6 protein-coding genes are annotated in these 5,033 nt (G+C 47.7%); 4 read left to right on the forward strand and 2 right to left on the reverse strand.

Going from position 1 to position 5,033, the window contains the following annotated elements:
• Window positions 1–214 precede the first annotated feature (214 nt).
• On the forward strand, window positions 215–685 hold the full coding sequence (rnhA, locus tag ACFQ2O_RS19955) for a ribonuclease HI (protein ID WP_377532206.1): 471 nt from the start codon (window positions 215–217) through the stop codon (window positions 683–685).
• Window positions 686–995: 310 nt separating this feature from the next.
• Entirely contained in the window at window positions 996–1,712 is a 717-nt protein-coding gene (locus ACFQ2O_RS19960; RefSeq protein WP_377532209.1) for a tRNA1(Val) (adenine(37)-N6)-methyltransferase, read from the forward strand.
• Between the two features lie 144 nt (window positions 1,713–1,856).
• On the opposite strand, the gene ACFQ2O_RS19965 is transcribed toward ACFQ2O_RS19960, so the two are convergent.
• Together ACFQ2O_RS19965 and ACFQ2O_RS19970 are read right to left on the reverse strand one after the other, a co-directional pair.
• Window positions 1,857–2,243: a nuclear transport factor 2 family protein gene (locus tag ACFQ2O_RS19965; RefSeq protein ID WP_377532213.1), complete on the reverse strand. Its 387-nt coding sequence runs from the start codon at window positions 2,241–2,243 to the stop codon at window positions 1,857–1,859.
• Between the two features lie 39 nt (window positions 2,244–2,282).
• Window positions 2,283–3,635, reverse strand: coding sequence for a saccharopine dehydrogenase C-terminal domain-containing protein (locus ACFQ2O_RS19970; RefSeq protein WP_377532216.1), 1,353 nt, complete (start codon window positions 3,633–3,635; stop codon window positions 2,283–2,285).
• A 127-nt stretch (window positions 3,636–3,762) separates the two neighbouring features.
• Here ACFQ2O_RS19970 and cdd point away from each other — a divergent pair, with 127 nt between their 5' ends.
• A complete protein-coding gene (gene cdd / locus ACFQ2O_RS19975; protein WP_377532219.1) occupies window positions 3,763–4,245 on the forward strand; it encodes a cytidine deaminase in 483 nt (160 codons plus the stop codon).
• A 47-nt stretch (window positions 4,246–4,292) separates the two neighbouring features.
• A complete protein-coding gene (locus ACFQ2O_RS19980; protein WP_377532222.1) occupies window positions 4,293–4,940 on the forward strand; it encodes an alpha/beta hydrolase in 648 nt (215 codons plus the stop codon).
• Window positions 4,941–5,033: the final 93 nt, after the last annotated feature.

The following is a 5,033-nucleotide window of genomic DNA, read 5'->3' on the forward strand; positions in this document are numbered from 1 at the left end:
ATTGAGTGAATTTTAATTATGAATAACTGACTTTTGAATAATTGACTACTATTCTTCTTGTCATCTTGTAAAGATCCTGGTGGCGGAGCGCTAAAGCTGTTGCTACTGGTCCACAAGATCCTTCCAGGATGACAATGGGAACAGAGCGAGTATAAGTCCACTTCATCACCACCCATTCGCTCATTCACTCAACCACGCATTCACCACTTATACTATGATTGAACTATACACAGATGGCTCATCGCGCGGCAACCCCGGACCTGGAGGCTACGGCACTATTTTACGCTGGAAGCAACATGAGAAAGAGCTGTCAGAAGGTTTTCGTAAAACCACCAACAACCGTATGGAGCTGCTGGCCGTGATCAAAGGTTTGGAGGCTGTTAACAAGCCCGGTATTCCGATAACCGTTTACTCCGACTCCAAGTATGTGGTAGATGCTGTAGAAAAACGTTGGGTATTTGGCTGGCAGAAAAAGGGCTTTAAGGGCAAAGCGAACGGTGATCTGTGGGCCCGTTTCCTGCGCGTGTATGCCAAACACAATGTAAAATTTGTGTGGATTCGCGGCCACGCCGGCCACCCTGAAAACGAACGCTGCGATCAGTTAGCCGTTGGCAGTGCCTTGTCTGGCAACCTGCTCATCGACGAAGGCTTTGAGTCCGGGATGTATAACGGAGGTGGGGTTTAATTCAATTTTGAATAACTGACTTTTGAATAATTGAATATGTCCCCGGTCTGTCATCTTGTAAAGATCTTGGCGGCGAATTCCGAAAGCCGTTGCTGCTGGCCCACAAAATCCTTCCAGGATGACAAAGAAGGAATTCAAAAGATAAACCCTCTAAATCACCAACTTTTCCCCAATTCACTCAAGTACTCAGTTAAAATGTATTTAATCATTCAAAAGTCAATTATTCAAAATTAACCATTCACTCATCCACTCAATCACTCATTCAAAATTAATTCAGTTATTCAATTATTCAGTCATTCAAAATTACCCCATGCGCAATTCATACTTTCAGTTTAAGCAGTTTCGGGTAGAGCAGGAAAAGTGCGCCATGAAGGTTTGTACTGATTCGTGTGTGTTTGGGGCCTATGTGGAGGTGGCTGAGGCGGAGCGGATTCTGGATATCGGGGCGGGTACTGGCTTGCTTTCGCTGATGGTGGCGCAGCGAAGTAAAGCTGTTATAGATGCCGTAGAAATTAACCCGGAAGCGCAGCTACAGGCACAGGAGAATTTTAACAGTAGTCCTTGGGCAGAGCGACTGCTCCTACATCCCATGAGCCTGCAGGAGTTCTCTAAACAGAAGCCTCCAACGTATGACGTCATCTTGTCGAACCCTCCTTTTTTCCTGTCGTCGCTAAAGTCGCCGGATGCTGCCCGTAACACAGCCAAGCATACCGGAGAATTGCTATTTGAGGACATCATCTCTTTTGCACAGCAGCACCTGGCCATGCAAGGAAGCCTATACTTACTGCTGCCTCCTGACGAGGCCTTATACTTTGCCAAACTAGCCGAGGCAGCTGCGCTATACTTGCGCGATACGCTGCACGTTTATACTTCCCATAAAGGCAAATGCATCCGCCATATCCAATCATATACTTTCAATGCGCTCGCAGCTCCAGTGGTTAAAGAGTTTTACATTCGCGAAGAGGACAAGGTAACGTATACTGCGGCATTTGAAGCGCTGCTACGGGATTATTACCTGGCATTCTAGATCTGCTGATCTGCTATTCTATCCTTTTTGCCTGCTCCAGACGCTCGCAGGAGCTGCGCACACTGCGAGGTCTTCATGCTATTAGGTTCTGCCGCAAGCGGACGCTTGTGCCAAGCGATAATAAGAGAGTAGCCTTTGTATGGATCAGCTGATATCCTGTAGTTTTACGATTTTCCCAGCCTCAAAATAGAAGATAGATTTGCCCTGCAACTGTAGCACATCTCCTGCCTTCATTCCATTAGGAAAATCCACAGCCAAAACACCGCGATAGTTTATACTTGCCTCAACTGTTTCGCCAATGATAGTTATACTATCTACCTGCTGCTCTCTCTCCTTAAAGTATAGTTTGGCCTGCTCTGCCTGCTGCTTAAAGGCTGCTATCCCTTCTGTTTTCAAGTTAACTTCACCCTCCGAAATATTTTCGAAGACAACGTTTGCATCAAAGCCCTGCACCATGCCTGCTACATCAAAGGCATTGTAAGCCTTGATGTAATTTTCAATTGCTTGCCGTTTATGCAGATCTCTGCTCATTTTGCTCAAAATAGGAAGTAGCCTTATTATACAAGGATTTTATGATTTCTTCTCCCCCACTTGCTCCTGCTCCACGAATGTAATTCCGTATTGCTCCAGCTCATTTAGCACTGGCTCGTACAGCTCCGGGTAGATGGGAATAACTACACCCCGGTGCGTGATTCTGCCTTGCAGCAGTAATTTAGCAAGTATGCCTACAGGCAAGCCTACTGTTTTAGCCATAGCTGTCTGTACCTCATCATCGCCTTTTGCCACTAACGTAGAGGTTACCTCGCGTTGCTCTCCGTTCAGGTCATAGGCAAACAGGTGCTGCATCACGATCATGTCTTTATCACCGGGTGCCAGCGTCCACTTCTCCTTCAGAATTTTCTCCAGCACTTGTGCAGGCGTGGCGGCAGTAAGTGCTACAGGTGTTTCCTCAAACAGCCCCAACCACTCCAGCTTCTGCATCACTTCGCCATCCACAGGTATGTCTAAGTATAAACTGATGCGTTCGGCCATACTTTGTGAAGCAGCACTAGCCGGAGGTAGGAAAGACTCTACAAACGTGCGGTAAGTCATACGTTCGGAGCCGTCCAGGTCATAGCTATCATCGGTCAGTCCGAGTTGCACAAATACGTCCCAGGCTTCGCAATAGCCTTGCCTGCGTAGCGTGCCACGCAACATAGTAGGAATGTCGAGCAGGCCGTAAGGTTCGCGGTAGCTGAGAGAGTCGCGGTTGGCATACCCTTCAAAATGACCGTAGCCTTCAACAAAAAGCTCATCTGTGCGCTTAAACAGTTTATAATACGGAATGTATTTGTACTGGCCTTCTTTGATGTATTTGGCTGTGCCCTGCCCTGCCAGCACCACGTTGCGGGGGTTCCAGGTGAATTTATAGTGCCAGGGGTTATTATCAGACTCCGGTGCCACCAAGCCGCCTGTATAGGATTTAAAAGAAGTGAGTGTGCCACCGGCAGCTTTTATACTTCGGATCACGCGCATGGCCGACATATGGTCAATGCCGGGGTCCAGCCCGGATTCCATGAGGATGGTCAGGTTCTTTGCCTGTGCCTCCTGGTGCAACTCCAGAAAAGCAGCTGACACATAGCTGGCGGTAATTAGGCTCTTCTCCTGCCTCAGGCACTCTTTAGCTACCTCAATGTGAAAAATGGCCGGCAGCAGGGAAATTACCAGATCTGCGGCCTTTACTTCTTTTGCTCTTTGCTTTGCATCATGCACATCAAAGGTGATGATATCAGCAAAGCTGATGGGCTCTACCAAAGGTTGCAGATGCGCCACGCTTATATCGCATATCCTAATATGCCAGTTTTCGGAGGTGGCATTATCGAACAGGTATTTTATCAGAGAAGAGGCCGAGCGACCGGCACCAAGAAGCAGAATATTTTTCATAGCGGGTTAGTGGGTTCAGGCTTAAGATAGAAATAACCCAGTGCAAGGCCAAATTAAGTGCGGGATTGTCAGAATTTAAAGCTAAATTTATAGCCCTTTTCTAATATTTGAACCAACTTGTGACAAAATGGCAAGTGAACTGAATGTACACATACGTGTAGACGTACTGGAGCCGCAGGAATTGACGGCGCAGGAGCAGCAAGCAATGAAGATGGCCCAGGAAGCAGCCAACAATGCTTACGCTCCTTACTCTAACTTTCTAGTGGGTGCGGCGCTGGTACTGGACGATGGCAGTATCTCTATAGGCAGCAACCAGGAAAACGCAGCTTATCCTTCCGGACTTTGCGCCGAGCGGACTGCTCTTTTCGCCCTTAGCGCCCAGCATCCTCATGCTAAGATAAAACTACTAGCCGTTACTGCCCGACGACGCCATGAGCAGGAGCACCTGCCTGCCATGCCCTGCGGTGCATGCCGTCAGGTAATGTCGGAGTATGAGTTTAAACAAAAGGAGCCGATTCCGGTACTGTTACAGGCTGCTAATGGTAAATTTTACCGCTTCCAGAACGTAGCCGATCTGTTGCCTTTCCAGTTTACACCAGAGCACCTGTAATGAACTAAGCATGATGAGTTTGAGGTGTGATTCAAGTATAAATTGACATGAACGAATTCAGCCTTACGGTTCCTCGTACTGCCCGCTACTACACCTTAGGCACGCCTTCTGATAGTATAACTGACCTTTGGATTGTGTGCCACGGATACGGCCAGTTAGCACGTTTCTTTTTGCGGCACTTCAACGTGCTAGATAACGGCCATACGTTGGTAGTGGCACCGGAGGCACTTTCACGGTTTTACCTGGAGCGCTTCTCTGGCCGCATAGGCGCTACCTGGATGACAAAAGAAGACCGCCTTTCTGAAATTGAAGATCAGGCAAGCTACCTGAACCTGTTGCTGCAGGAGCAACTCAAACATCTGCCCCAAGATGTACGCATCACCATACTTGGTTTCTCGCAGGGTGGCGCTACCGTTAGTCGCTGGTTGGCTACGCAGAACCTGCCTGTGCACCGGCTCATCCTCTGGGCTGCTTCCTTCCCCGAAGACATTGATTTCACCTCTGGCAAAGCCGCTTTTACCAACCTGCCTGTAGCCTTAGTCTACGGCACCCAGGACGAGTTTATCACACCCGAAACTTTAGCAAAAAAGCAGCAGCTTATGAGCCAGTTGGGTATAGCCCCGCAGGTTTATACTTTTAAAGGCGGCCATAGTATAGATGCGGAGACGCTAGCATTAATAAATCAGAGTTTATAAAAGTAAGACTCTACTTTCTATATAGTGCTAATAGGTCGTATAGCTATTCCGGTTAATTGCATATATTGAAGTATAAACAGAGTTATTCGGTTT

It is taken from the genome of Pontibacter rugosus (assembly GCF_042678745.1).
Lineage (GTDB): Bacteria > Bacteroidota > Bacteroidia > Cytophagales > Hymenobacteraceae > Pontibacter > Pontibacter rugosus.